This is a genomic window from Bradyrhizobium centrolobii (genome assembly GCF_001641635.1).
In the GTDB taxonomy this organism is placed as follows: domain Bacteria; phylum Pseudomonadota; class Alphaproteobacteria; order Rhizobiales; family Xanthobacteraceae; genus Bradyrhizobium; species Bradyrhizobium centrolobii.
This window is the reverse complement of sequence record NZ_LUUB01000054.1, coordinates 1-24,397: the sequence shown is the minus strand read 5'-3', so window position 1 is coordinate 24,397 and position 24,397 is coordinate 1. Positions and strand designations below refer to the sequence as shown.

At 64.6% G+C, this 24,397-nt stretch carries 23 protein-coding genes and 1 pseudogene; 11 read left to right on the top strand and 13 right to left on the bottom strand.

Annotated elements, in window-relative coordinates:
• Positions 1–95: 95 nt before the first annotated feature.
• The 4 genes from ppx to AYJ54_RS15845 all read right to left on the bottom strand — a co-directional run bounded on the left by ppx (position 96) and on the right by AYJ54_RS15845 (position 5,304).
• A complete protein-coding gene (gene ppx / locus AYJ54_RS15860; protein WP_063700494.1) occupies positions 96–1,598 on the bottom strand; it encodes an exopolyphosphatase in 1,503 nt (500 codons plus the stop codon).
• A gap of 15 nt (positions 1,599–1,613) precedes the next feature.
• Complete coding sequence (locus tag AYJ54_RS15855) at positions 1,614–3,803, bottom strand: RNA degradosome polyphosphate kinase (RefSeq protein ID WP_063700492.1); 2,190 nt, start codon at positions 3,801–3,803, stop codon at positions 1,614–1,616.
• 150 nt (positions 3,804–3,953) lie between these two features.
• Positions 3,954–4,631, bottom strand: a complete 678-nt coding sequence (locus AYJ54_RS15850) for a P-loop NTPase family protein (RefSeq protein ID WP_063699910.1) — start codon at positions 4,629–4,631, stop codon at positions 3,954–3,956.
• Between the two features lie 130 nt (positions 4,632–4,761).
• Positions 4,762–5,304, bottom strand: a complete 543-nt coding sequence (locus tag AYJ54_RS15845; RefSeq protein WP_082905674.1) for a CDP-alcohol phosphatidyltransferase family protein — start codon at positions 5,302–5,304, stop codon at positions 4,762–4,764.
• A 153-nt stretch (positions 5,305–5,457) separates the two neighbouring features.
• Here AYJ54_RS15845 and purM point away from each other — a divergent pair, with 153 nt between their 5' ends.
• A complete protein-coding gene (gene purM, locus AYJ54_RS15840; RefSeq protein ID WP_063699908.1) occupies positions 5,458–6,531 on the top strand; it encodes a phosphoribosylformylglycinamidine cyclo-ligase in 1,074 nt (357 codons plus the stop codon).
• Positions 6,532–6,535: 4 nt separating this feature from the next.
• Positions 6,536–7,213, top strand: coding sequence for a phosphoribosylglycinamide formyltransferase (gene purN, locus AYJ54_RS15835; protein WP_063699906.1), 678 nt, complete (start codon positions 6,536–6,538; stop codon positions 7,211–7,213).
• Here the strand turns inward: purN and AYJ54_RS15830 are convergent.
• Together AYJ54_RS15830 and AYJ54_RS15825 are read right to left on the bottom strand one after the other, a co-directional pair.
• Positions 7,199–7,813: a GNAT family N-acetyltransferase gene (locus tag AYJ54_RS15830; RefSeq protein WP_063699905.1), complete on the bottom strand. Its 615-nt coding sequence runs from the start codon at positions 7,811–7,813 to the stop codon at positions 7,199–7,201. The two genes, purN and AYJ54_RS15830, sit on opposite strands and share 15 nt — an antisense overlap.
• Before the next feature lie 99 nt (positions 7,814–7,912).
• Positions 7,913–8,116 carry a cold-shock protein gene (locus AYJ54_RS15825; RefSeq protein ID WP_063699903.1) on the bottom strand — a complete coding sequence of 68 codons (204 nt, stop codon included), beginning with the start codon at positions 8,114–8,116 and terminating at the stop codon, positions 7,913–7,915.
• Between the two features lie 380 nt (positions 8,117–8,496).
• On the opposite strand from AYJ54_RS15825, the gene AYJ54_RS15820 reads away from it, so the two are divergent.
• Complete coding sequence (locus AYJ54_RS15820) at positions 8,497–9,657, top strand: autotransporter outer membrane beta-barrel domain-containing protein (RefSeq protein ID WP_063699901.1); 1,161 nt, start codon at positions 8,497–8,499, stop codon at positions 9,655–9,657.
• 16 nt (positions 9,658–9,673) lie between these two features.
• On the opposite strand, the gene AYJ54_RS15815 is transcribed toward AYJ54_RS15820, so the two are convergent.
• Positions 9,674–10,714 (bottom strand): LysR family transcriptional regulator, encoded by a 1,041-nt coding sequence (locus AYJ54_RS15815; protein WP_063699899.1) that lies wholly within the window; start codon positions 10,712–10,714, stop codon positions 9,674–9,676.
• Between the two features lie 71 nt (positions 10,715–10,785).
• Here AYJ54_RS15815 and AYJ54_RS15810 point away from each other — a divergent pair, with 71 nt between their 5' ends.
• From AYJ54_RS15810 to AYJ54_RS15795, 5 genes are all read left to right on the top strand, one after another.
• Positions 10,786–11,403: a hypothetical protein gene (locus AYJ54_RS15810; protein WP_063699898.1), complete on the top strand. Its 618-nt coding sequence runs from the start codon at positions 10,786–10,788 to the stop codon at positions 11,401–11,403.
• On the top strand, positions 11,390–12,010 hold the full coding sequence (locus tag AYJ54_RS15805) for a GNAT family N-acetyltransferase (protein WP_063699896.1): 621 nt from the start codon (positions 11,390–11,392) through the stop codon (positions 12,008–12,010). The genes AYJ54_RS15810 and AYJ54_RS15805 overlap by 14 nt, the downstream gene beginning before the upstream one ends.
• 25 nt (positions 12,011–12,035) lie before the next feature.
• Positions 12,036–12,620 carry an isochorismatase family protein gene (locus AYJ54_RS15800; RefSeq protein ID WP_063699894.1) on the top strand — a complete coding sequence of 195 codons (585 nt, stop codon included), beginning with the start codon at positions 12,036–12,038 and terminating at the stop codon, positions 12,618–12,620.
• A gap of 13 nt (positions 12,621–12,633) precedes the next feature.
• Complete coding sequence (locus AYJ54_RS51295) at positions 12,634–12,804, top strand: hypothetical protein (protein ID WP_201724198.1); 171 nt, start codon at positions 12,634–12,636, stop codon at positions 12,802–12,804.
• Between the two features lie 143 nt (positions 12,805–12,947).
• Positions 12,948–14,330: an aspartate aminotransferase family protein gene (locus AYJ54_RS15795; RefSeq protein ID WP_063699893.1), complete on the top strand. Its 1,383-nt coding sequence runs from the start codon at positions 12,948–12,950 to the stop codon at positions 14,328–14,330.
• A gap of 192 nt (positions 14,331–14,522) precedes the next feature.
• On the opposite strand, the gene rnd is transcribed toward AYJ54_RS15795, so the two are convergent.
• Complete coding sequence (gene rnd / locus AYJ54_RS15790; RefSeq protein ID WP_063699891.1) at positions 14,523–15,671, bottom strand: ribonuclease D; 1,149 nt, start codon at positions 15,669–15,671, stop codon at positions 14,523–14,525.
• A gap of 375 nt (positions 15,672–16,046) precedes the next feature.
• On the bottom strand, positions 16,047–16,946 hold the full coding sequence (locus tag AYJ54_RS15785; protein WP_063699889.1) for a LysR family transcriptional regulator: 900 nt from the start codon (positions 16,944–16,946) through the stop codon (positions 16,047–16,049).
• Positions 16,947–17,050: 104 nt separating this feature from the next.
• Here AYJ54_RS15785 and AYJ54_RS15780 point away from each other — a divergent pair, with 104 nt between their 5' ends.
• The gene (locus AYJ54_RS15780) at positions 17,051–18,040 is read left to right on the top strand and encodes a zinc-dependent alcohol dehydrogenase family protein (RefSeq protein WP_063699887.1); all 990 of its coding nucleotides are present in this window, start codon (positions 17,051–17,053) and stop codon (positions 18,038–18,040) included.
• 76 nt (positions 18,041–18,116) lie between these two features.
• Here AYJ54_RS15780 and AYJ54_RS15775 read toward each other — a convergent pair whose 3' ends face one another.
• From AYJ54_RS15775 to AYJ54_RS15760, 4 genes are read right to left on the bottom strand one after another with little or no spacing between them, the layout of a single operon-like run.
• The gene (locus tag AYJ54_RS15775) at positions 18,117–19,436 is read right to left on the bottom strand and encodes an ABC transporter substrate-binding protein (protein WP_063699885.1); all 1,320 of its coding nucleotides are present in this window, start codon (positions 19,434–19,436) and stop codon (positions 18,117–18,119) included.
• Positions 19,437–19,447: 11 nt separating this feature from the next.
• Complete coding sequence (locus AYJ54_RS15770; protein ID WP_063699883.1) at positions 19,448–20,317, bottom strand: carbohydrate ABC transporter permease; 870 nt, start codon at positions 20,315–20,317, stop codon at positions 19,448–19,450.
• Positions 20,314–21,264 carry a carbohydrate ABC transporter permease gene (locus AYJ54_RS15765; RefSeq protein WP_082905673.1) on the bottom strand — a complete coding sequence of 317 codons (951 nt, stop codon included), beginning with the start codon at positions 21,262–21,264 and terminating at the stop codon, positions 20,314–20,316. Before AYJ54_RS15765 ends, AYJ54_RS15770 begins: the two co-directional genes overlap by 4 nt.
• Position 21,265: 1 nt before the next feature.
• On the bottom strand, positions 21,266–22,114 hold the full coding sequence (locus tag AYJ54_RS15760) for a phosphodiesterase (protein WP_063699881.1): 849 nt from the start codon (positions 22,112–22,114) through the stop codon (positions 21,266–21,268).
• A gap of 191 nt (positions 22,115–22,305) precedes the next feature.
• On the opposite strand from AYJ54_RS15760, the pseudogene AYJ54_RS47190 reads away from it, so the two are divergent.
• A pseudogene (locus AYJ54_RS47190) lies at positions 22,306–22,837 on the top strand (REP-associated tyrosine transposase).
• A gap of 127 nt (positions 22,838–22,964) precedes the next feature.
• Positions 22,965–24,296 carry an IS1182-like element ISBrsp8 family transposase gene (locus tag AYJ54_RS15750; RefSeq protein ID WP_076611642.1) on the top strand — a complete coding sequence of 444 codons (1,332 nt, stop codon included), beginning with the start codon at positions 22,965–22,967 and terminating at the stop codon, positions 24,294–24,296.
• The last annotated feature ends 101 nt before the right edge of the window (positions 24,297–24,397 follow it).

The window sequence follows — 24,397 nt, the reverse complement described above, 5'->3', positions numbered from 1 at the left end:
TCTCACTGAGCGCCGCGGCCCCTCACCCGGATTGCTTCGCAATCCGACCTCTCCCCGTCGGGAGAGGTGACCAAACAGCTGTTGTACTCGTCGTGCTAGCGGCGGACGATCGAGCCGGAGCGGCCGATCAGGCGGGCGAGCTGGCGGAAGCGGCCACCGACGCGATCGGCGACGAGGTCGCCGAGCTTGTGCTCGAACACCAGCATCAGCTTGCGGCTCTGGCTCCGGAAATGCGTGGCCGGCAGCACGCCGGGCCGCGCCGCCGAAATCAGATGCGCGACGCGGAACGCAGCGCCCAGCAAGCGGGCGCGCTCGAGCTGGGCCGGCGTCAGCAGCTCCTGCATCGTCAGCGGCGGCTGGTTTTCCTGACTTAAGCCCGCGTAGCGGTAGAACACGGACAGGCCGACGAAGGCGCGCTCCTGATGATTGATCGCGCCGAAATTGGCGTTGACGACGAGGCTCAGCGTCTGCTCGCCGCGATGGTCGGGATGCACGCGCCAGCCGATGTCGGAGAGTAGGCATGCGGTGTGGCGTAAGCGGCGGTCCTCCTCGGTCTCGCGCAGCTTCACCACGCGCACGAGGCGGTCACTCCAGGCGATCAGCTCGCGGGCGTGGCGGGCCGAGCGCGACAAGAGCTGGTTCAGCTCCTCGGCCGCGCAGATCAGGCCGTCCTTGCTGCGCTCGGCCTCCGTCAGCTTCTCGTGCAACAGGCCTTCGCGCACGCCGAAGGTCGAGAATACGATGGTCTTCGGCTTCGCGACGCGGATGATGTGCTCGAGAACCAGGGCCGCATAGGTGAGCAGGGGACGCCGCGCATCCGCAACGACCTCGATGTCGGCCAGCATGTCGGCGGCCGCCAAACGCCGCAGCCGGCGCGCGAAGTCGAGCGCTTCAGCGGCGGGGATGGAATAGCCGTGCATGACCTGGAGCGGGTAGCCGCTCTGGATGATGTGGATGCGTGCGAGCGCGCGCCAGGTGCCGCCGACCGCATAGAAGGTGCGGCCGCGGCCGGCCGTGAGCTGCGGCACGTCGTCGAGCTCGTCGCGGACGATGCGGTCGGCGCGCTTCAGCGATTTGTGCGCGAGGTCCTGGAGCGCGAGACCGCCGAGCGGCAGCGTCACGCCGCTGCGCACGCTGTTGCGGCGCACGTCGATCAGCTCGAGCGAGCCGCCACCGAGGTCGCCGACGATGCCGTCGGGATGATGAATCCCCGAGATCACGCCGAGCGCCGACAGCCGCGCCTCGCGCGGTCCGGACAGGATCTCGATCTTGACGGCGCAGATGTGCTCGGCTTTCGCGATGAAGTCGGGGCCGTTGGAGGCGTCGCGGCAGGCGGCGGTGGCGATCGCAAAGACCCGCCCGACCTGCATCACGCGGCACAACGCCCGAAACCGCCTGAGCGAGGTCAGCGCCTTATCAACGGCATCAGGCGCGAGCAGGCCGGTGCTCTGCACCTCGCGCCCGAGGCCGCACAGCGTCTTCTCGTTGAAGATCGGAATGAGGCTGCGTGCCAGCGCCTCGTAGACGACGAGACGGACCGAGTTGGAACCGATGTCGATGACGGCGACGCTCGCGCTGCGCTTGCGCGGCCGCGTCACCACGACAATCTCCGATCAGGCTTGATGGCGTTCGTTCCGGCGCGTGAGACGGCGCGGCGAGGATTCCTTGAGCGACTTTCCACGGCCAGACAGACTCGGATTTGTCATGAAGTAGTTGTGGACGTTGAAAGGCTCCTCGCCCTTCGCGGCTTTCATACGCGTTGAGGACCCGTCCGGCAACAACTGCCAGCTCTGCTCATTGTCCTTCAGATTCGCGACCATGATCTGTTCGAGAACCTGCTGATGCACCGTGGGATTTTGTAACGGACACAGAGCCTCGACGCGACGGTCGAGGTTGCGCGGCATCATGTCTGCCGACGAGATATACACAGCCGCTTTGGCGCTCGGCAGGCCCTGGCCCATGCCGAAGCAGTAGATTCGGCCGTGTTCCAGGAAGCGTCCGATGATCGACTTGACGCGGATGTTCTCTGACAGGCCGGGGATTCCGGGCCGCAGGCAGCAGATGCCACGCACCACGAGCTCGACCTGGACGCCGGCCTGCGAGGCCTCGTAGAGCGCGTCGATGATGTCGGGGTCGACCAGCGCATTCATCTTCATCCAGACCGCGCCCGGCCGGCCGTGCTGCGCATGCGCGGTCTCGGCCTGGATGTGCTCGATGATGCGTCCGCGCAGCGTCAGCGGTGACACCGCCATCTTCTCCAGATCGCTCGGCGCCGCATAGCCGGTGATGAAGTTGAAGACGCGCGCGGCGTCGCGGCCGATGGTCGGATCCGAAGTGAAATAGGAGAGGTCGGTGTAGATGCGCGCGGTGACCGGATGGTAGTTACCGGTGCCGGTGTGGACATAGGTGGTGAGGCTGCCGCCCTCGCGGCGCACCACCATCGAAAGCTTTGCGTGCGTCTTGAGCTCGAGGAAGCCGTAGACGACCTGCACGCCCGCGCGCTCGAGGTCGCGCGCCCAGCGGATGTTGGCCTCCTCGTCGAAGCGCGCCTTCAGCTCGATCAGCGCAGTGACGGACTTGCCGGCCTCGGCGGCTTCCGCAAGCGCGCGCACGATCGGCGAGTTGTTGGAGGTGCGGTAGAGCGTCTGCTTGATTGCGACGACGTCGGGGTCGCGCGCGGCCTGCTGCAGGAACTGCACCACCACGTCGAAGGATTCGTAGGGGTGGTGGACGATCAGATCCTTCTGGCGGATCGCTGCGAAGATGTCGCCGCCATGCTCGCGCACGCGCTCGGGATGGCGCGGCACGTAAGGGGTGAATTCGAGGTCGGGCCGGTCGATGCGGGTGAGCTGCGAGAGCTCGTTCATGGCGAGCACGCCGTCCACGAGGAAGACTTCGTCGTCGGCGGCCGACAGCGCGTGCTGCACGAAGCTGCGCAGCTCCTCCGGCGTCTTGGCGTCAATCTCGAGCCGGATCACCGACCCGCGGCGACGGCGCTTCAGCGCGGTCTCGAACACGCGGACGAGGTCTTCGGCCTCTTCCTCGATTTCCATTTCGGAGTCGCGGATGATGCGGAAGGCGCCCTGGCCGTGGAGGTTGTATCCGGGGAACAGGCGGTTGATGAACAGGGCGGTGGCTTGTTCCAGCGAGATCAGCCGCACCACGCCGTCCGCGGGCATGCGGATGAAGCGGTCGATCTTGCCGGGCATGCGGATGAGCGCGTTCATCTGCTTGCCGTCAGCGGCGCGCGTCAGTTGCAGCGCGATGGTGAAGCCGAGGCTCGGAATGAACGGGAAGGGGTGGGCCGGATCGATCGCGAGCGGCGTCAGCAGCGGGAACACGTTGTTGAGGAAGTAGTCCTCGATCCAGGCCCGTTCCGCCTTGGTGACGTCCTTGCCGTCGACCAGCACGATGCCGACGTCGGCGAGCGTGCTGCGCAGGTCGCGCCAGATCGCCTGCTGGTCGCTGGCAAGCCGGGAGACGGTGCGATTGATCAGCGCGAGCTGCTCGGACGGCGTCAGGCCATCGGGGCTGCGCTCGGGAATGCCCTCGCGCACCTGGGCCTTGATGCCGGCGACGCGGACCATGAAGAATTCGTCGAGGTTGTTCGCCGAAATCGACAGGAATCGCACCCGCTCCAGCACCGGATGGTGGGCATTGACCGATTCCTCGAGGACGCGGCGGTTGAAATGCAGCCAGGAGAGCTCGCGGTTGATGAATCGCTCGGGGCTCGTGGCGATCGCCGGCTGGCCCTCGATTTCCGTGATTTTATCTTTGATTTCAACGGCTTGCGCGGAGTCCATCAGAAGTCGGTCCATCTTGTCTCGCCTTACCTTGCGACTTACGCGCAAAACCGGCGGGAGCATGTGTTAATGCGATGACGTTTCAATGACATTGATGTTCCGCCGCTCCGCCGCGTCAAGCGGCCTTGGGGGGTGGGACGGGGTCCCCTGTCAGGCGTCGCGCAGCAGGTCGGCGGCCAGCGCCCGGGTCACGGGCCGGCCGAGCCGCAGGGCCTCGCTGTCCAGGAGCTCCACCGCCCGCCGGGCGGCCGCTGAGGACCGCTCCAGGCGGGTGGCGAGGTAGCTCACCACGCTCTCATCGACCGTGAGCTGGCGGTCAGCACAGAACTTCACGATCAGGCCGCGGAACAGCTGGTCGTCCGGGGGCAGGAGCGAGATTGCCGGCACCGCGCGCAGGCGCGAGCGCAGGTCGCGCAGCTCGATGTCGAGCGCGGCCGGAAGTTCGCGCCCGGTGAAGAGGACATAGGCGCCGTCCTCGCGGGCCAGGTTCATCAGGTGGAAGAGGGCGCGCTCGTCGAAGTCCTTGGCCCTGAGGTCCTCGACCACCAGGGCGCCGGTTGCCAGCGCTCCCGGCACGGTCGCCGCGGTCAGCGCATTGGCCGTGGTCGAGCGGGCGCCGGCCTCCTCGGCCCAGATCGCGGCGAGGTGGCTTTTTCCCGACCCCTCAGGGCCGGCCAGCCACATGATCCGGTTCGGCCATTCCGGCCAGCCGTCGATCAAGGCAAACCCCGCTGCGTTGGCGGGGCCTTCGAGAAAATTGTCCCGGCTGAGGCTCTCCGCGTGCGGGAGCGAAAATGCCAATTGTCGGGGATGAACGCGGCCTGCCACGCTAGCTTTGCTCCATGCCGGGCGTGCCGGCCTCACTTGCAGAGATTCGACGTATCGAGCGCGGCTTATTCAGTTTGACTTGGCCTTTTGCAGGGCCTGTCAGCGCTCGCCCACTTGGTCTCACTCGACCTCACTTGGCCTCAATGGTGCTCATGTGCCGCAGCCATCCGACCAGATAGAGCGACACCGAGGAGAGTGTGAAGACCGTCACGAGGCCCATCAGGATAATATCATAGGGCGCCGGCTTGAAGCCGAAGGCGAGGGCGGCCAGCACCAAGGCCGCATACGCCACCTGGGCTGCGGTGTTGAGCTTCGACACCATCGACGGCTTCATCTCGACTGGCTTGTCGAACAGCCAGGATACGATCACCGCAGCGACGATCATGATGTCGCGCGACACCACCAGGATCACGATCCAGCGCGGGATGTCACCCCAGATGCCGAGCGCCAGGTAGATCGAGACCAGCAGCGCCTTGTCGGCAAGCGGGTCGAGCAGGGCGCCGAGCTCGCTCCTCATGTTGAAGCGCTTGGCCAGGAAGCCGTCGACGGCGTCGCTGATGCCGGCGATCAGGAACACAGCGAACGCCACCTCCATTTGGCTCGACACGATGGCCCAGACAATGATCGGGACCAGCATGATGCGGCCCAGGGTAATGATGTTCGGAATACTCACGCGGCGCTTCCCGGCACCCTGTGTGACCTCAAATCCGGCCCTTTGGAGGCTGAACCGGTTGATATCTACATAGTATAGCGCGGGGCGCCATGCGAGCCATTGCGTGTCCCCGGAATTCGACGTAACCAGCCGCAAACCCACTGGAAATCGGGCATGACCGACCGCAAAAACGGCCTCACTTACGCCGATTCAGGCGTCGACATCGACGCGGGCAACCGCCTGGTCGACCTGATCAAGCCGATGGTGCGCGCCACCGCGCGCCCCGGCGCCGACGCCGAGATCGGCGGATTCGGCGGCCTGTTCGACCTCAAGGCAGCCGGCTTCAAGGACCCCGTCCTGGTCGCCGCCACCGACGGCGTCGGCACCAAGGTCAAGATCGCGATCGAGACCGGCCTGCATGGCGGGATCGGCATCGACCTCGTCGCCATGAGCGTCAACGACCTTGTGGTGCAAGGCGCCGAGCCACTGTTTTTCCTCGACTATTTCGCCTGCGGCAAGCTCGATCCGGAGGCCGCGGCGGCGATCGTCGCGGGCGTTGCCGAGGGTTGCCGGGAATCCGGTTGCGCGCTGATCGGCGGCGAGACCGCCGAGATGCCCGGCCTCTACAAGGATGGCGACTACGATCTGGCCGGATTTGCCGTCGGCGCCGCCGAGCGCGGCACGCTGCTGCCGCGCAAGGACGTCGCGGCCGGGGATGCCGTGATTGGGCTGGCATCCTCCGGCGTGCATTCCAACGGCTTCTCGCTGGTGCGCAAGATCGTCGAGCAGTCCGGCATCGGCTTCGAGGCGCAGGCGCCGTTTTCGCCTGTCATGACCCTCGGCGGCGCGCTGCTGACGCCGACGCGGCTCTACGTCAAATCCTGCCTGCGCGCGATCCGCGAGACCGGCGCGGTGAAGGGTCTTGCCCACATTACCGGCGGCGGCTTCACCGACAACATTCCGCGCGTGCTGCCGAAGCATCTCGGCGTCGGCATCGATCTCGCCAACCTGCCGGTGCTGCCGGTGTTCAAATGGCTGGCGGCGCAGGGCGGCCTCGCCGAGCTCGAAATGCTGCGCACCTTCAACTGCGGCATCGGCATGATCGCGATCGTCGAGCCGGACGCCGTCGACAAGGTGATGCAGGTGTTCACCGATGCCGGCGAGACAGTGGCGCAGCTCGGCACCGTGATCCCGGCCGAAGGCGAGCAGCGCGTCGTCTATAACGGCCACCTCGATCTCGCGCTGTAAGCCGATGAAGCGACGTGTGGCCATCCTGATTTCCGGCCGGGGCTCGAACATGGTCGCCCTGATCAAGGCCGCGGCCGCGCCGGATTTCCCGGCGGAGATCGCACTCGTCATCTCGAACAAGGCCGACGCGCCGGGCCTGGAGAAGGCCAAGGCGAGCGGCGTGCCGACGCTTGTGATCGAGAGCAAGCCGTTCGGCAAGGACCGCGCCGGTTTTGAAGCGGTGCTGCAGGCAGCGCTCGATCAGCACGGCATCGAGCTGATTTGTCTCGGCGGCTTCATGCGCCTGTTCACGGCCGAATTCACCCAAAGCTGGTACGGACGGATGCTCAACATCCATCCGTCGCTGCTGCCGTCCTTCCCCGGCCTCGACCCACACGGCCAGGCCTTGCGCGCCGGCGTGAAAGTGTCCGGCGCGACAGTCCACTTCGTGATCCCCGCGACCGACGCCGGCCCGATCGTGATGCAGGGCGCGGTCCCCGTCAGCGACAACGACACAGCGGACACGCTCTCCGAACGCATTCTCGAAGTCGAGCACCGCATCTATCCCGAAGCGCTGCGCCTGCTCGCAACCGGCAAGGTCCGGATTGAGGGCGACGTCTCCAAGACTGCGGGGAGCGGGCCTTCGGAGAATTTTCTGATTTCGCCTGTGGCGGCCAGGGCGTCGGACCTAAACGAGCATTAGACGGCCCATCCAGGCCGTGCGAGCCGCGCCGTCCTTGACCGCCAGCGGCTGAAAGCCCCGCCGCGCCCAGAACTTCAGTGCGCCTGAGTTGGCACGATTGACGCCGACATGGACGGCGCGCGCTTCTCTTTCGCGCGCGCGCTCAAGCCACGCATGCATGAGTCTCGTGCCAAGGCCTTGCTGTTGCAGTCGCGGAAGCAAATTCAGATGCATATGGGCCGGGTAGTCACGCGCGACGCTCGCCGGCGTTCGCTCGGGATGATGGATCATGGCGCAACGCCTTTGATCGGCCGCCCAATCGCCGGGCGCGCCGGTGGGATCGGGATATTGCCTGCGCAGATACGGCCACCATTCCCGCTCCAGCCGCGCTTCCCAGCTCTCGGTATCGGTCGCACCGACAGCAAATCCGGCAACACCGGCTTGGTCTTCGACCACCAGTGCAAGATCGGGCGCGAGGCGTGCATAGGGCGCCGAGTAGATATGACCCAACAGCCGGCCGTCCAGGTAGAGATGAGCCGCGTCGGCTCCCGCAGACCCCGTCGCAAGCGAGATTGCGTAGAGCGCGTCGAGGTCAGCGTCCCGGACCCGTCGAATCCTCATTGCATGCAGCCCATGCGGACCGGGGCTCCAAGCCAAACAAAATCCCCCGGCAGAGCCGGGGGCAACGTCGTGATCTCTGCGCGAGAGTGTTGCGAGAAATCAGGAAACCTTGAGGTTCTCCGCGGATGTCTTGCCGCGGTTCTCCACGAGGTCGTATTCAACCACCTGGTTTTCATTGAGGGTCGTGAGGCCCGCGCGCTCGACGGCAGAGATATGGACGAACACGTCCTTGTCGCTGCCGTTCGGCTTGATGAACCCATAGCCCTTGGTCGGGTTGAACCATTTGACGGTGCCCTTTTGCATCGCCAGTCTCCTCCTCTAGATACAAAAAAGACGCGGCCGCTTTTCGCGTGCCACGCCACAAACGGGCTTCCGGAAGTCTGTTCGAGTCTTGAGTGTCAACGTCGCGAAACGCACAGTCGAGCGGCCAAATCCGATTGTGTCGGATATTGCAACATGAAAATCGCGCGTTAGCAAGCAGCGGGCAGTTTTCAAGAGCGAACCGGTTGTCCCGGACTGCAATTTCAAACCTGTGGCAGAGGAACCACAATCGGAAGCAATCACCCTTGATCGGGCGCTGCAACCGATTGACCACTCCGTGGCAGTTCAGCACAAATCGCCGCACGCGCCGCCGCGTGTGTTGCATTTTTGCGCGCTGCCATTTTGCTTCGGGAATTGTCGTCATGCGCTGCACATCGCAGCTCTGCGGGATACGGCAGAGGATCAGGCTGGACCGGGTCCGCTGTATCGCGACTGCGATCGCGATGGCTTTTGCGTTCGCCGTGATCATGTCGGCAACGCCGGGATTTGCGCAGAGCCCGACGCCAAGCCCGAGGCCTACGCCTACACCGACGCCGTCACCGACGCCGGTCCCTGTGCCGACTGCCACCAACTACGACCTGTCGGCCGGCAACACGACGCTCGATCTCGGCTCGGGGTTTTTGGAGCGGCTCGGCAACCAGGCGTCGGGCGGCGTCAGCCGCTCCCTCCGCACCAATCCCGGCGGCGGCGGTGCTTCGGAGAGCACGGAGGACCCGCGCTACCGCACCTGGTTCGAGGGCTATGGCATCTCGGTCCGGACCGACGCGCAGGGCGACTTCGTCGGCGACAAGCGCAAGACGTTCGGGGGCGTCGCCGGCTTCGGCGCGCGGCTGGCGCCGGGCGTCAATATCGGCTTCTCCGTCGATCAGAGCCACACCGACATCGACGTGCCGCTGGCGCTGCAGTCGGCAACGCTCGACCTGACCCAGCTCGGCTTCAACGGCTCCGTCGACAAGGGGCCCTGGACCTGGGCCTTCGCGGTGGTGCACGGCTTTGGCAAGGTCCATTCCAGCAGGGACACCGGCCTCGGCCTGGCGACCGCGGGCTATCGCGCCGCGGTCGACGGCGCCCTGACTGAGATCAGCTATTACTGGACCAAGGATCAGATGCGGATCGTGCCCAAGGGCGCGCTCGAATATGTCCGCGCCACCAGCGCCTCGTTCGTGGAGTCGGGCGGACTTGACCCGCTCAATGTCGGCTCGACGGCAATTTCGCGCGCGCGCGTCATGATCGGGGCTGAGATCGGGCGCTACTTCATCTTCGACCAGAAGATTCTGGATCTGTTGGGCTATGGCAAGTTCGTCGACAATTTCCATCAGGACCTGGGCTCGGTCCAGGTCAGCCTCGGCACGCAGAGCATCATCGTGCCCGGCATTGGCGAGAGCCGCTACGGCATGGATGCCGGCGCTTCCGCCTCGCTCAGCCTGACCAACACCGCGCGGCTCTACATCAACTACGATGGCAAGTTCCGCAACGAGCTCAGCTCGCACCAGGGCACGGTCGGTTTCGAATACAGATGGTGAGGCGGCGCGCCCGCGCTCACGTCGGAGTCGCCGCGACGTAGCCGGCCAGTCCAAATCCTTCGCGTGCCGACGCCATCATCGGCACCAGCGCGTTCGGGTGAATGAACTCGTCGCGGAAGCAGGGATAGGTCCTGGGATCGAAAATCTTCTTCAGCCAGTCGACCACGATCTTGTGCCGCTCGGAGGCGCGAAACTCCTTGTGATAGGTGAGCCAGAGGTCGGCATGGTGGCTCACGCCGAGATCGACCGCGACGAGCGGAGCACCGAGCGCGATCGACACCGTCGGCAGGAAGCCGATGCCCGCGCCGCGCTCAACCGCATAGAGCACGCCGACCGAGGAATTGGTCTTGATCCCGACGATGCCCTCCAGCGACTGCAGCCCAAGCACGCGGGCATAGGCGCTGTCGTCGACCTGCGGCGCGCTCTGCTTGATGATCCGGTGGTTATTCAATTCGGCGAGCGTCGCAGGCACGCCGTAGAGGTTCTCGTAGTCCTTGGAGACGAAGGGGTAGATGTGCAGACGTCCGAGCTTCGCGACGATCAGATCGGGATTGGTGGGGGGCGCGAGCTGAATCGCAATATCGGATTCCAGCCGCGCGACATCGGTCTGCTCCATCGCGCAGCGCAGATCGACGGTGATCTTGCGATAGGTCTTCTGGAAATCGATCAGCCGCGGCAGAATCCAGAAATTGCCGGGGCCCTCCGTCACTGCGACGCGCACGGTGCCGGTCGTATCGTTCGACGAGCGCGAGGCGCGGCGAAACACGTTGAAGGCATGACGCTCCATGTGCGCGACGTCGGCAATCATCGCGGTGCCTTCGTCGCTGAGCGTGAGCCCGCTCTGGTCACGCAGGAACAGCTTGCAGCCGATGCTCTCCTCGAGCCGGTCGATCCGGCGCATCAGCGTGGTCGACGTCAGGCCGAGTTCCTCAGCGGCGTTGCGAAAGCTTTTATATTTTGCGCACGCTAAAAACAGCTTCAAATCGTCCCAAGACGCATCCAGGGCTTCTTCACGGTGCTGCATCATCGCAGCACCCCGGTGCAATAGTTGCTGCATACTCCTGATCCCCAACCGCTAAGCTGCCCGTCATAGCGGCGCGCGAAAACGACGAACGATAAAGGGGTGACATGGGTATGGAAAGGGGCTCGTTTGCCGCAAGGCATGATTTTGACTCACTCCCTCTGAGCCCGGACATCGATGTCCGTTGTGCGCAATTTTCCGAAATTGCGACGCTTTCGGACATGGCGCGCCGGCTGGTGCCGGGCGTGCGGATCGGGACGGCGGAACTTGCGAGATACTTCACCTTCGATCGCCAGAGCATCCTGACCTTCAGCCGGAAAGGCAGCCTGCTCGGCGGCATGGCCTTCCTGTTCCTCAACGATCGCGGGCATGATGCGCTGCTGCTCGACGAAATCTGCCTGACCGCGCCCGATACGCGCCATCTCGCCGCCGCCGGCGAGGAGGTGTCCGCCATCTACATCTGGGCGATCGCGGCCAAGGGCCGTGGGATCGCCGGACTCGGCAAAGCCGCGGCGCATCTGCGTCAGGAGCGGTTTCGCAGCGCGGATTGCTATGCGCAGCCGTCGACCGTCGCAGGACGCGACATCATGAAGGCGACTGGCTTCGAGCCCGTCGCGAGCTTCCAGCCCGATCTCTGGTGTTACGAGCGGCCCTGGAATAGGCGGCCGATGCGCATGCCGGGCTCGGTCATCCAAGCAAGGAGTTTTGCAGATGCACGGCACTAGAATCCCTCTCGCCAAACCGGACTCCCGCGCCATCACCGTCAGGATCGCGCGCAATCCCAGCGACCTCATGCTGGTCACCTCCATCCGTTCTGCGGTCTATCTCGCCGAGCAGGATTGTCCGTTCGAGGAGGAGTTCGACGGCAACGATCTGGTGGCGGCGCATTTCATCGGTTTCGTCGGCAACGAGCCTGCAGGCTGCCTGCGGGTGCGCTTCTTCGGCGAATTCGCCAAGGTCGAGCGGCTCGCGGTGCGTCACCAATATCGGCGCTCGCGCGTCTCGTTCAAGCTGGTGCAGGCGAGCGTCGACTATGTGAAGCGCAAGGGGTTCCGCAAGATCTACGGCCAGGCACAGGACCGTCTGGTCGATTTCTGGGCCCATTTCGGCGCCAAGCCGCTCGGCCACAACCGCAAGATCACCTTCTCCGATTTCTCCTATACGGAGATGGTGCTCGAGATCGAGCCGGGGCCGGACGCCATCACGCTGGACAGCGATCCCTATGTGATCATCCGTCCCGAGGGCGACTGGGATCGGCCTGGCGTGCTCGATGCCTCGGCGGGACGGGCGGTAACTTCGCCGTTGCGCGATCTCGCGCTGGCCGATCGTTAGAATTGATGCAGCCATAAGCAAGCAAATGCTGGTTTCCGTCGACGACGATCCGCCGATCCTGGTCTGCGCGGATCTCCAGGTCGAGTATCTGACGCAGGGGCGTCGCCACGTCATCCTCGACGGCGACGCCACCATGTCGCGCTGCCAGGACCTGCTGACGCTGTGGCGCGACAATCTCTGGCCGGTGATGCACTTAAAGCGCATCGCGCAGGCGGCCTGGTTCAATCCGGCATCCAAGCTGACCGATTGGATCCCCGAACTGAAGCCGAGGCCGGGGGAAATGACGTTCGAGCACCCGCTGCCCTCGGCCTATAGTTCGTCGCGGTTCGTCGACTTCATGTCCAATATCCGCAGTGTGCGGTGCGTACTGCTCGGCTTTTCTCTGGACGAGACCATCCTGGCCACCGTGGTCGACGGATTTCACCGCAGTCATCGCTACCAAGTGGTCGGTGACGCGGTAGCCTGCCGGCAGCCGGGCGCGGGCGAGGCTGCCACCTACAAGCAGGCGGTGATGAATGTCATCGCTAATTTTGCTACAATCCGGACCAGCGCCGAACTGGTCAGGACGGGCGGCGCCATCGCGGTGCAGATGAACGCGACCGGCGGATAGGTGGGCTACGACATTGTCTCCGGGGGACGAGCTGAAGGAGCTGGCAGGCGATTTGTCGCGCGCCGTCGAAAGGGCGCGCCGGCTTGGCCTGCCTACGACCGTCTATCTTCTCTCGATGGCGCTCGTCGAGGTGAGGGAGGCCGCCGACGGCGCCGATGACGATGATGATGACGGGGCGGCCTGAACAGGGCACGGCACTGCTTTCTGCAACGCTGCCGGGCAATTGCTGCCGACGAAATGACGTTGCAAGTTCTCTATTGTCGCAATAGCCAAGTGACGATGCTGGCCACGCCGGCGACGTGACGTGAAGCCTTGAGGATCTCCGCAATGTCCATGCTGCCCAATTCGCAAGAGGCCCGGGATGTAGCCTACCAGCTCCATCCCTACACCAACGCGCGCACCCATCAGCAGGTGGGTCCCCTGGTGATCGAGCGCGGCGAGGGGCCTTACGTCTTCGATGCGACGGGCAAGCGCTATTTCGAGGCGATGGCGGGGCTGTGGAGCGTTGGGCTCGGCTTCAACGAGAAGCGGCTGGTCGAGGCCGCGTACCGGCAGATGCAGGCTCTACCTTTCTACCATACGTTCTCGGCAAAATCGCACGGGCCCTCGATCGATCTCGCCGAGAAGCTGGTTGCGCTCGCGCCGGTGCCGATGAGCAAGGTGTTCTTCACCAATTCCGGCTCGGAGGCGAACGACACCGTCCTGAAGCTGATCGCCTATCGTTCCAATGCGCTGGGCCAGCCGCAGCGCAAGAAGGTGATCAGCCGCCTGCGTGCCTATCACGGCGTCACCATCGCCTCCGCAAGCCTCACCGGGCTGCCGAACAATCATCGCTCCTTCGACCTCCCGCTGCCGAACATCCTGCACACGGGTTCGCCGCATTTCTACAAGGACGGCGCACCAGGCGAGAGCGAGGAAGCCTTTGCGACGCGGCGGGCCGAGGAGCTGGAAGCCCTGATCGTCAAGGAAGGGCCAGAGACGATCGCGGCCTTCTTCGGCGAGCCGGTGATGGGCGCGGGCGGCGTCATCGTGCCGCCCGCGACCTACTGGGACAAGATCCAGAAGGTCCTGAACGAATACGACATCCTGCTGGTGGCCGACGAGGTCATCTGCGGCTTCGGCCGCACCGGCAAGATGTTTGGCTGCGAGACCTACGGCATCAAGCCCGATGCGATCGTGGTCTCCAAGCAGATTACCTCGAGCTACTTCCCGCTGTCGGCGATCATTCTGAACGACCGCATGTTCGAGCCGGTCGCAGATGAGAGCAACAAGATCGGCGTGCTCGGCCACGGCTTCACCGCCGGCGGCCACCCCGTCGGCTCGGCCGTGGCGCTGGAAAACCTGAAGATCATCGAGGAGCGCGGTCTGGTCGCGCACGCCGCCGAGACGGGTGCCTATCTGCAGGGCAAGTTGCGCGAGCTCGCCGGCCATCCCTTGGTCGGCGAGGTCCGCGGCGTCGGCATGATCGCGGCTCTCGAGCTCGTGCTCGACAAGCAGCGCAAGACGGCAGCGGCGACGCCCGGCGCCGTCGGCGGCATCGCCAGTCGCATGCTCCAGGAGCGCGGCGTGATCTCGCGCAACATGCTGGACGCCATCGCCATCTGCCCGCCACTGATCGTCAACAAGGGCCAGATCGACGAGCTGGTCACCGCGATCGCAGGCGTGCTGGACGACATGAAGCCGGAGGCGGCGAAGCTTACGCCGGCGTAGGCGGCGGGTCATGGTGAGTTGACTGTCGCTCACACCTTCGGTGTCGTCCTGGCGAAAGCCAGGACCCATACCGCGTAATCTATCGATAGCGGTTGGTAGGAGTACCGGACAACACGTCTTCGCCGAACTCCTCCCTGGGGTAATGGGTCCTCGCTTTCGCCAGGACGACATTGGGGAGGTATGGAGGGCAGACTACGCCCGCTTCACCCCGATCACGCGGCCTTTTTCGATCGCGAGTGCCAGCTCGCCGCGCTTGAGTTTGAGCGCGGCGTCGCCGAACAGCTCGCGGCGCCAGCCGCGCAGCGCCGGCACGTCGGCCTCGTCGTCGGCTGCGATCTCTTCGAGATCGTCGACGGTCGCGATCACCTTGCTCGCCACCGCATGGCGCTCCGCCGTCATGCGCAGCAGCACCTTCAACAGCTCGACGATCGCCGCGCCATTGGAGTTGTTGCGCGGCTTCTCCAGCTTCGGCAGTGTCGAGAAATCCCGCGCCAGCCCGCGCTCGACCGCAGCGACGATATCCGCGCCCCATTTGGATTTCTCAAAGCCCTTCGGCACCGAGCGCAGATGGGCGAGCTTTTCCAGCGTGTTCGGCGCGTGGGTCGCGATGTCGCTGATCGCCTCGTCGCGCAGCACGCGGCCGCGCGGCACGTCGCGGCTCTGCGCCTCCTGCTCGCGCCAGGCCGCGACCTCCATCAGCACCGCGAGGTCCTTCGGCTTGCGGACCCGCGTCTTCAGCCGCTCCCAGGCGCGTTCGGGGTGGAAGTCGTAGGTGCGCGGCGAAGTCAGGACCTCCATCTCGATGGAGACCCATTCGCTGCGGCAGCGCTTCTTCAGGTCCGCGTCCAGCGTTGCAAAGACGTCGCGCAGATGCGTGACGTCGGACACCGCGTAATGCATCTGCTCCTTGGTCAGCGGCCGGCGCGACCAGTCGGTGAAGCGGTGGGTCTTGTCCGGCCGGTGGCCGGTCACCTTCTCGACCAGCTGGTCGTAGGCAATGCTGTCGCCGTAGCCGAGCACCATGGCCGCGACCTGGGTGTCGAACACCGGATGCGGAATGATGTTGGCCTGATGCCAGATGATCTCGATGTCCTGGCGGGCGGCGTGGAACACCTTCAGCACGCTCTCATTGCTCATCAGCTCGAAGAACGGCTTGAGGTCGATACCCTCGGCCAGGGCGTCAATGACCACCGCTTCCTCAGCGCTCGCCATCTGCACCACGCACAATAGCGGGTAGTAGGTGGTTTCGCGCAGGAACTCGGTATCGACGGTAATGACGGGGTGCTTGGCCAGCCGGCTGCAGGCAGCCGCGAGGTCAGCGGTGGTGGTAATCAGATCCATGAACGGCCCATGACACGTAGCATCAGCCGTTCTGCCGAAAGTGCTGTGATGTCAAGGGGCTCGTAGCGAATTCGAGCCTTGCATTGGGCCGGAATCGCTCACATCGGCCGAAAATCCTACTCGTAACGGATCCGCTGCGAGGGTTTGCGGGCGCAGGGCAGCGCCACCACGACCACGCACATGGCGACCAGCGCCAGTCCCAGGAACTCGAAAACCAACAGATCCACGGCAAAATCCCCCGTAAGACCGCTAGACTTGTCGGGGTCACATTGACGGTCTGTTAATTGTCGTGGTTACCGGCGGAGGGCCGGGCGGAATGGTGGACGAGAGGTTAATGGGCCTTGTCCCCCGTCAGGTCATGAGCTTCATCCCCCGTCAGGTCATGAGCTTCGGCAGGGCGGCCGCCAGGGTGTCCACGGCGGCGCGAACCTTCGGCGGCAACTGGGGCGAGCGCGGCCAGAGGGCGTGGCAATCGTAGAGGAATTCCGGCTGGCCCTCGAAGAGGGTGACGAGCGCGCCAGAGCGGAGGCGTTCGCGGACGAGCCAATAGGGCAGCCAGGCAAGGCCCATCCCCCGCGTTGCGGCATCGGCGATGGCGTCGAGATCGTCGAGCCGCAGCCGGCCGGTTGGCACGACCTCGCACGGGGACTGACCTTCGCAGGGGAACAGCCAAGGCCGCACGCGCCCGGAGCGGCGATAGATGACCGCCTGGTGCTGGCCGAGATCATCGATCGATTTCGGTTTGCCGTTGGCGCGCAGGTAGGATCGCGAGCCGCAGACCACCATTCTCTGGCTGGCGATGCGCCGCGCGATCACGCCGGATTGGTCGTCGAGGTCGCCAGTCCGGATTGCCAGATCGTAGCCGGCGTCGATGAGGTTCGCGATCGGATCTCCGAACGAGAGATCGAGCTCCAGCTGCGGATATTTCCGGGCGAGCTTCAATAGCAAAGGAGCGATGCAATGCCGCCCTAGCAGAGCGGGCATGGTCACGCGCAGCCTGCCGCGCGGTTCGGTCAGCTGGTCAGAAGCGGCAGCATCGGCGGCCTCCGCTTCGGTGAGCACGGCGCGGCATCGCTCATAATAAGCCTGTCCGGCCTCCGTCAGGCTCTGGCGTCGCGTGGTGCGGTTGAGGAGGCGGACGCCGAGGCGCTGTTCGAGGAAACGGACATGCTTGCCGACCATTGGCCCGGACATCTCGAAGGCGTCGGCCGCGGCGGCGAACGAGCCCAGATCGACGGCCTTGACGAACACGGCCATGCTGGTCAGGCGGTCCATGATTATAAACTCCTGGTTTCGATTGTTCGGCCTGCGGCGTGATTTATCCGGCAGGAGCGCCGCTGGCATAGCTTCATTCAATTCAACTGTTTTGGAGTATGTCCATGGCTCGCGTCGTTCGCTTTCACCGGCTTGGCGGTCCCGAGGTGCTGCAGATCGAAACCGTCAACGTGCCTCCACCGGCACGGGGCGAGGTTCAGATCCGGGTCAAGGCGCTGGGGCTGAACCGTGCGGAAGCGCTGTTGCGGGCGGGCACCTATATCGAAACGGCGACGTTTCCCTCGGGCCTTGGTCTAGAGGCCGCGGGCACCGTTGAAGTGGTCGGCGAAGATGTGACCGGCGTTATGCCGGGCGAGGCCGTCAGCATCGTGCCGCCCGTGTCGATGGTGCGATGGCCGGCTTATGGCGAGCTCGCGACGTTCCCAGCGGAGCTCGTCGTGAAGCACCCGTCCGAGCTCGGCTTCGAAGCGGCGGCTGCGGCGTGGATGCAATATCTCACGGCGTTCGGGGCGCTGGTCGACATCGCCGGGCTCGGGCGAGGGGAAGCCGTCGTCATCACGGCGGCATCGAGCAGCGTCGGCCTTGCCGCCATTCAGATCGCGAACCGGATCGGCGCGAGACCGATCGCGGTGACGCGGAGCTCGATCAAGAGGCGGTCCTTGCTCGATGTGGGTGCCGCCGACGTCATCGCGTCGACCGAACAGGACATTCGATCGCGGCTACAGGATACCGCGGGCTCAGATGGTGTCCGAGTGGTGTTCGACGCGGTCGGCGGGCCAGCGTTCGAGCCGCTGACCGCGGCCATGACGCCGGGCGGCATTCTCATCGAATATGGCGGACTGAGTCCCGAGCCGACACCGTTCCCGCTCTTCCACGTGCTGAGCAAGAGCCTCATCCTGCGCGGCTATCTCGTGCACGAGATCCTCCGTGATCCCGCGCGGCTTGCGCGGGCGAAGGCGTTCATCCTCGACGGGCTGTCGGACGGTACATTGAAGCCGATCATCGCCAGGACGTTTCCGTTCGAGGAGATCGTCGAGGCGCATCGTTTCCTCGAGTCAAACACGCAGTTCGGCAAGATCGTCGTGACGATCTGAGCGGGCCTGCGCCTTCCAAAAGAAACGGCGCCCCGCATCGCGGAGCGCCGGAGCTTGTTTGCGTATGCAGCCGGCCTCAGGGCAGCTTCAGCGACGTCTCCGCATTGTACGGCTTGAGCAGCTCGTCGGCGGCCTTCTGGGCGGCGGCGAGCGCCTCCTTCGGCTGCTTCTTGCCGTTCAGGACCAGCATCACCTCGTCCTCGAGGGTCTTGCGGACCGGCACGGTCTTGTAGGTGGCGAACCAGGGCTTTGCGACGTCGAGCTGCTCGACGGCGGTCTTGGCGTCCGGGTTCTTGCCCAGGAAGTCGACCATGTCAGGCGTCTTGTAGGCGGCCATGTTGGGCGCGAAGTAGCCGGTGGCGCGGCTCCACCAGGCGCTCTTCTCCGGCGATGTCATCCACTTGATCAGCGTCCAGGCGGCCTTCTGCTTGTCGGCCTCGAGGCCCGCCGGAATGATCAGCGAGGCGCCGCCGATCGGCACGGCATTGCGGACGTTGCGCGGGATGAAGGCGACCTTGTAGTTGAACTTGGCGTTGTCGCGCACATAGGTCAGCGAGCCCGTCGACAGCATCATCATCGCGGCATTGCCGGAGATGAAGGATGTGCTGACGGCCGGACCGGGCGTGGCGCCCGGCGCATGGACCTTGTGCTTGGCAATGAGGTCGTTCCACCAGGTAAGCGCGCCGAGCATCGAGGGCGTGTCGTAATAGACCTCGCCGCCGAACTCCTCGTTGTAGTAGCGCCCGCCATTAGTCATGGTGAGCGTTTCCATCATCCAGCCGCAATAGTCATAGGCGCAGGGGATGGCGATGCCCCAGCGGGTGACCTTGTCGCCCTCACGCTTGGTGAGCTTCTTGGCCCAGTCGGTGAGCTCCGCCCAGGTCTGCGGCGGCTTGTTCGGATCGAGGCCGGCTTCCTTGGCCTGATCGGCATTGATGTAGAGCAGCGGCGTCGAGTTGTGGAAGGGCACGCCGTAGACCGAGCGGTTGATCACCGCATTGCCCTGCAGCGCCGGGAAGAACTGGCCGAGGAATTGCTCCTTGGTGGTGCCGTCCGCGGCGATCAGGGAATCGAGATTGGTGAGCTCGTTCTCGATCTGCATATCGAGCAGGAAGTTCGCCGACATGATCACGGCGGCGGGCGGCTTGCCGGCCTTGATCGCAGCGCGCGTCTTGATCAGCGTGTCGTCATAGGAGCCGGTATAGACGGCGGTCGCCTTGATGTCCGGATGGGTCTCGTTGAACTCCTTGATCAGCGTGCCCATGTCGCGCGCAAGCTTGCCGTCGACGGGCACGGGGAAGAACAGGTCGATCTCGGTCGGACCTTCGGCCATCGCCGGGAAGGCGAGGGCGCCTGCCATGGCGAGGCCAAGCATGAGCCTGCGGGAGAACAGCATCGAAAAATCTCCTATTTGATGCCTGAGGTGACGAAAGAGCTGATGAAACGCTTCTGGAAGATCAGGAAGGTGATGAGCAGCGGCGCGATCACCATGAGCGTGCCCGCGGCGATCGTGCCCCAGGCCTGGGTGCCCTCGGCCGTGGCGGTGAAGACGGACAGTCCGACCGTGAGCGGCCGCTTGTCCGGCGAATTGATCACCATCAGCGGCCAGAGGAAGTCGTTCCAGTGGCTGGTCACCGAGATGATGGCGAAGGCGGAGAAGCTCGGCAGCGACAACGGCACGTAGATGTGGCGGATGCGCTGAAAGAGGCCTGCACCATCGATCAGCGCTGCGTCCTCGAGCTCGGTCGGTATAGCCTCAAAGGCCTGTCGCATCAGGAAGGTGCCGAAGGCCGAGGCGAAGAACGGCATCATGACGCCGGTGAGCTTGTCATAGAGGCCGAGCTGCGCCACGAGCCTCAAGTTCGGCACGATCAGCAGCACTGGCACCAGCATGAGCTGCATCAGGAACAAATAGAAGATCAGCGTCTTGCCGGCGAAGGCGAGGCGCGCGAAGGCAAAGCCCGCCAGCGTGATCGTCACGAACTGCACGAGCAGGATGCCGGTGCAGATGAACGCGGTGTTGAGGAAGTAGCGCGGGAAATCGCCGATCTCCCAGGCGTCCCTGATGTTGTCGAGCGTCGGCTTCAGGCTCGGCATCAGCTCGGCCATGAGGTTGATGCCGTCCGACGGCGGCCGCAACGTCGCCACGCCCATCCACAGGAACGGGATGAGCCAGACGATCGCGAGCAGCACCGTCAGCGCGAAGCCGAGCTTTGGCGTGATCTCGTTGCGGGTGGCGAGCGGGGCGTCCTTGAACAGCGCGTTGAACAGCTTCATGGCCCACCATCCCGGTTCGCGAGCGTGCGGAAGGAGAGCGCGGTCAGGGCCATCAGCGCCGCGAGCGTCAGCAGCGTCGCCGCCGAAGCCTTGCCGATGTCGTAATGCTCCACCGCCTGCTCATAGATGTAGAACAGCACGAGATTGGTGGCGTTCGACGGACCGCCCTTGGTCATGACGAAGACGTGGTCGACCTGCGTTACCGCATTGAGCGTGGCGATCACGGTGACGAACAGGAAGGTCGGGCGCAGCTCCGGCAGGATGATGTAGCGCAGGCGCATGAATGGTCCGGCGCCGTCGAGATGCGCCGCCTCCATGACATCCTCCGGCACCGCCTGCAGGCCGGCGAGGAAGAACAGCATGTAGTAGCCGGCGTTCTTCCAGATCGTGATCACCATGATCGCGTAGAGCGCGATGTCGGGGTCGCCGAGCCAGTTCGGCAGCACCGGAAGCAGCCGGCCGATGTAGTAGTCGAGTAGCCCGACATTGGGCAGGAAGATGAACAGGAATAGCGCGGACGCCGCGACCATCGGGATCAGCACCGGCAGGAACAGCGCAGCGCGCAGCGCACTGGTCACCGCGTTGGTGCGCGAGAGCGCGAGCGCGAACAGCAGTGCGAGGGCGATGCTGGGGATCGCGGTGCCGACGGCGTAGATGAGATTGTTGACGACCGCGCCGGTGAAGGAGGGATCGGCGAGCACCGCCGTGATGTTGTCGAGGCCGACGAAGCGAACCGGCGCCTTCGGCGTGGTGCGCTGGTAGAGCGCATCGACGAACACGCGTCCCATTGCGCCATAGGTGAACAGCGCGAGAAAGACCAGCGACGGCAGCAGCAGGAGATAGGCCGGCAGCGAGGCCTTGAAGCCGGTTGCAAACCTCCTGAGAGCATGAAGTCGCGGCGGCGCCGAGGTCGCGACCGGGAGAGCCGCGGGTTCAGCGAGGCTCATCTCATCGCGCCGGGAAATTGAGCGCATAGTCGCGGTCGTCCATTCCCGCCGGTGCGGCGAAGGGGAAGCGCAGACTGGTGTCGAGGAAGTCGTGGCTGTGCACGACCAGGTTCTCCTGGTCGATCAGCACCACGCCATAGGCCGGCGGCTCGTGGCTTGCGAGATGCGGAGCGTTCGCATCGAGCTCGAACCAGACCTGGTGGTTGGTGCCGCGCAGCGTGGAGAAGGGGATCTTGCCGTAGCTGCCGAAAATCGGCCGGTGCACATGGCCGAAGAAGAGATGGCGGATGCGCGACCGGTAGGGCGCGATCACTTCGGCGAATTCGGCGCTCTGCTTCAGCGCGATCTCGTCCATCGCATGCACGCCGACCGGGAAGGGCGGGTGATGCATGAACACCACGAACGGCATAGCGGCGGGCGCCGCGGCGAGCGTGCTAGCAAGCCAACTGAAGCGCTTTGCGCACATCTCGCCGGCATGGCTGGTCTCGTCCAGCGTGTCGAGGAAGACGAACAGGCCGTGCTCCGTGGTCCGCGTCCCCTGCACGAAGCCGTTGGGATCGCGCGGCGCCGCCTTCAGCCCGTCGAGGCAGGCCACGCGGCGATCGTGATTACCGACCATGGCAATGTAGGGAATTTTCAGCGCGGCCATCGCCTCGGCAAAATTGGCGTAGGACGCAGGCTCGCCCCAATGGGTGAGATCGCCGGTCACGACGGCGAAGGCGGCGTCGGACTGGTGCTTGTTGATGTCGGCGATGGCAGCATCCAGCCGGGCGCGCGGATCGAGGCCGTAGAGCTGTTGTCCCGGGCCTGCGAGATGCGTGTCGGTGAGATGGATGAATTTGAAGGGCATGGCGCGCTTGTCTGGATTTTGGGAGGACGGTCGCCTCCGGCAAGACGGCCTGCCAGCCCGTTAGAGCGCGAGTGTATCAGTTTGATGACAGCGGTTCCAAGGGTGTCAACAATGTCAGCCGCGTAGGGTGGATTAGCCGCAGGCGTAATCCACCACTGTGAGCCAACTCAAAGTTGTGCTATTTCCCGCCCATGTCTAACTATCGCCGCGCATTCGTTCCCGGAGGGTGTTGGTTCTTCACCGTGAACCTGCTTGACCGGCGGAAAGCTCTCCTGACTGCCCAGATCGAAATATTGCGAGAGGCTGTCGCCGCAACGCGCCGGAGCCATCCGTTCGCTATCGATGCCTTTGTGGTCCTGCCCGATCATCTGCACGCAATCTTGCAGCTGCCACCGGGCGATTCTGATTTCTCGGTCCGCTGGCGGCTGATTAAGACGCGTTTCGCCAAAGCACTCCCAGCGAACGAGCGACTGAGCGCCGTACGCGCGGCACGGAACGAACGTGGTGTCCGACAACGTCGATTTTGGGAACATCTCATCCGCAACGAGGCCGACTACGCGCCACGTCGAGTACTGCTACTACAATCCCGTCAAGCACGGGCACGTCTCGAAGGTGCGCGATTGGCCTTACTCGTCGTTTCACCGCGATGTCCGTACAGGATTGTTTCCCGGGGATTGGGGCGGCGACTCCGGGATTGTCGGCGAGTTCGGAGAGCGGACGTGAGCCCGTGGTGGATTACGCCTTCGGCTAACCCACCCTACGAGGCTGTGAATCTTTCATTTCGGCTGGGCGGATGTAGCGGAGATCAAGGCCGTCGTGATTCTCTGTGTGCCTTGATTCGGCGGAGGGGATGATGGCTGACGAAGAGCTATTTGGAGAGCTGCCGGAACAGGCGAAGCCGCGAGCAGGTGCAGAGCCGGTTGGAGCGCCGCGGCTGCGCGAGCCGATGCGTGACCAGATCGAACTGCGTGCCGTGGATATCGAGAGCCTGATCGGGCAAGAGCATCCGGCGCGCGTGATCTGGGCCTATGTTGAGGGGCTGGACCTGAGCGAGCTTGAGGATCGGGTCAAGGCGCGGGAGAATACGCCCGGTCATCCGCCGCCATCGCCACGACTGCTGCTGGCGCTTTGGCTTTACGCCACGAGCGATGGCGTGGGCAGCGCGCGTGCGCTGGACCGCCTCTGCGAGAGCCATGACGTCTATCGCTGGCTATGTGGCGGAGTGTCGATGAACTATCACACGCTGTCGGACTTCCGGGTCGGCTGTGCCGACCTGCTCGACCGCCTGCTGAGCGAGCATCTGGCGGCGCTGAGCAAGGCGGGGCTGGTCGATCTGGAGAAGTTGACCCAGGACGGGGTGCGGATACGGGCCAATGCGGGGACCGGATCGTTCCGGCGGGAGGCGACGCTGGATCGGCAGATGGCGCAGGCCCAGGCTGTGGTGGAGGAGCTCAAGCGCGAGGTCGATGCGGATCCGGAAGCCAGCAATCGGCGCATTCGGGCCGCGAGGGAGCGCGCGGCGCGCGAACGCAGCGAGCGGGTGCAGGCGGCGCAAGCGGCGCTGGCCGAGATCAAGCGCAAGCGAAAGCAGCTCGACGAGAAGGGCGGCAATGGCAAAAAGCCGAAGGAGGCGCGGGCCTCCACCACCGACCCGCAGGCGCGGGTGATGAAGATGGCGGATGCCGGCTTTCGTCCAGCCTACAACGTGCAGGTGGCCAGCGCGGCGGGCGAGCTGATCGTGGTCACGGTCGACGTCGACAACAATGGATCGGATCGCGGCCTGATGCGGCCGATGCTGGAACGAACGCGATCACTGCTGGGCCGCTTTCCCCGCCGCCACCTCGTCGATGGCGGTTTCTGCAGCGCCGAGGATATCGAGTGGGCGCATAGCGAAGGCATCGACATCTACTGTCCACCAACGCAGTCCAGGAGCGGTGTCGATCCTTATTTGCCCCGGCATGGCGACGGTCCGGGCGTGTTGGCCTGGCGTGCTCGCATGGCCAGCGAAGACGGCAAAGCTCAGTACCGAGCCCGTACGATCTGCGAATGCATACATGCCCGCTGGCGCAACTGGGACCTGCGGCAATTGACCGTCCGCGGTATCGAAAAGGTCCGCGCCGTCGTCCTCTGGTACGCGCTCACCAACAACATCCTGCAGGGCCACCATCTCGCCAAACCATAGTGGCACCCACAGTCCGCCTCGTCACAGCCCTCGGATCAACTCAACTCGCCATTTCCCTGCCGGCCAATCTCCGCAGATCCAATAGCTTCACAGGCTCTACG

Excerpts from the sequence above, each read along its gene's own strand:
- AYJ54_RS15855 (WP_063700492.1), bottom strand. The coding sequence starts at position 3,803 with ATGGACTCCGCGCAAGCCGTTGAAATCAAAGATAAAATCACGGAAATC.
- purM (WP_063699908.1), top strand. The coding sequence starts at position 5,458 with ATGACCGACCGCAAAAACGGCCTCACTTACGCCGATTCAGGCGTCGAC.
- purN (WP_063699906.1), top strand. The coding sequence starts at position 6,536 with ATGAAGCGACGTGTGGCCATCCTGATTTCCGGCCGGGGCTCGAACATG.
- AYJ54_RS15830 (WP_063699905.1), bottom strand. The coding sequence starts at position 7,813 with ATGAGGATTCGACGGGTCCGGGACGCTGACCTCGACGCGCTCTACGCA.
- AYJ54_RS15825 (WP_063699903.1), bottom strand. The coding sequence starts at position 8,116 with ATGCAAAAGGGCACCGTCAAATGGTTCAACCCGACCAAGGGCTATGGG.
- AYJ54_RS15820 (WP_063699901.1), top strand. The coding sequence starts at position 8,497 with ATGCGCTGCACATCGCAGCTCTGCGGGATACGGCAGAGGATCAGGCTG.
- AYJ54_RS15815 (WP_063699899.1), bottom strand. The coding sequence starts at position 10,714 with ATGCAGCAACTATTGCACCGGGGTGCTGCGATGATGCAGCACCGTGAA.
- AYJ54_RS15810 (WP_063699898.1), top strand. The coding sequence starts at position 10,786 with ATGGGTATGGAAAGGGGCTCGTTTGCCGCAAGGCATGATTTTGACTCA.
- AYJ54_RS15805 (WP_063699896.1), top strand. The coding sequence starts at position 11,390 with ATGCACGGCACTAGAATCCCTCTCGCCAAACCGGACTCCCGCGCCATC.
- AYJ54_RS15800 (WP_063699894.1), top strand. The coding sequence starts at position 12,036 with ATGCTGGTTTCCGTCGACGACGATCCGCCGATCCTGGTCTGCGCGGAT.
- AYJ54_RS15795 (WP_063699893.1), top strand. The coding sequence starts at position 12,948 with ATGTCCATGCTGCCCAATTCGCAAGAGGCCCGGGATGTAGCCTACCAG.
- rnd (WP_063699891.1), bottom strand. The coding sequence starts at position 15,671 with ATGGATCTGATTACCACCACCGCTGACCTCGCGGCTGCCTGCAGCCGG.
- AYJ54_RS15785 (WP_063699889.1), bottom strand. The coding sequence starts at position 16,946 with ATGGACCGCCTGACCAGCATGGCCGTGTTCGTCAAGGCCGTCGATCTG.
- AYJ54_RS15780 (WP_063699887.1), top strand. The coding sequence starts at position 17,051 with ATGGCTCGCGTCGTTCGCTTTCACCGGCTTGGCGGTCCCGAGGTGCTG.
- AYJ54_RS15775 (WP_063699885.1), bottom strand. The coding sequence starts at position 19,436 with ATGCTGTTCTCCCGCAGGCTCATGCTTGGCCTCGCCATGGCAGGCGCC.
- AYJ54_RS15770 (WP_063699883.1), bottom strand. The coding sequence starts at position 20,317 with ATGAAGCTGTTCAACGCGCTGTTCAAGGACGCCCCGCTCGCCACCCGC.
- AYJ54_RS15765 (WP_082905673.1), bottom strand. The coding sequence starts at position 21,264 with ATGAGCCTCGCTGAACCCGCGGCTCTCCCGGTCGCGACCTCGGCGCCG.
- AYJ54_RS15760 (WP_063699881.1), bottom strand. The coding sequence starts at position 22,114 with ATGCCCTTCAAATTCATCCATCTCACCGACACGCATCTCGCAGGCCCG.
- AYJ54_RS15750 (WP_076611642.1), top strand. The coding sequence starts at position 22,965 with ATGATGGCTGACGAAGAGCTATTTGGAGAGCTGCCGGAACAGGCGAAG.